Below are 354 nucleotides of genomic sequence, written 5' to 3'. Positions count from 1 at the left end.
CCGCCTCCGTGCTCACGACGCCATTCGCGAACAGCTCCGGGAGGACGATCGCCGGATTCTCCGGGGCCGAGTACCTGTCGAAGGCATCCAGGCGGGGGCGGAGGATCTCACGACAGGCGTCGCCGATGGCGCGCCACTGCGCGACGGACTCGCGCGAAGGACGGTTGTCCAGACCCACGTCGAGGTACTCCTCGAGGTCGGCGACCCGTCCCTCCGCGAACCATTCCCCGGTGAAGCCCAAGATGGCGGTGATCAATTCCAGGAGTCCGTCGGAGACCTCGTGGCCGCATGCCTGCGAGAGCGTCGCGATGTAGAGAGCCTGCCGGCGGCCGATCTCCACGCGCGGCAGCAGCC

The 354-nt window shown here is 68.6% G+C and carries 1 protein-coding gene; it reads right to left on the bottom strand.

Annotated elements, in window-relative coordinates; translation table 11 throughout:
- A partial coding sequence (locus DZG00_RS16620) for a hypothetical protein (protein WP_147360115.1) occupies positions 1-340 on the bottom strand: 340 nt, incomplete at its 3' end.
- Between the last annotated feature and the right edge of the window lie 14 nt (positions 341-354).

The organism is Clavibacter lycopersici (genome assembly GCF_003576405.1).
Taxonomy (GTDB): domain Bacteria; phylum Actinomycetota; class Actinomycetes; order Actinomycetales; family Microbacteriaceae; genus Clavibacter; species Clavibacter lycopersici.
This window is presented reverse-complemented; position numbering and strand designations above follow the sequence as displayed.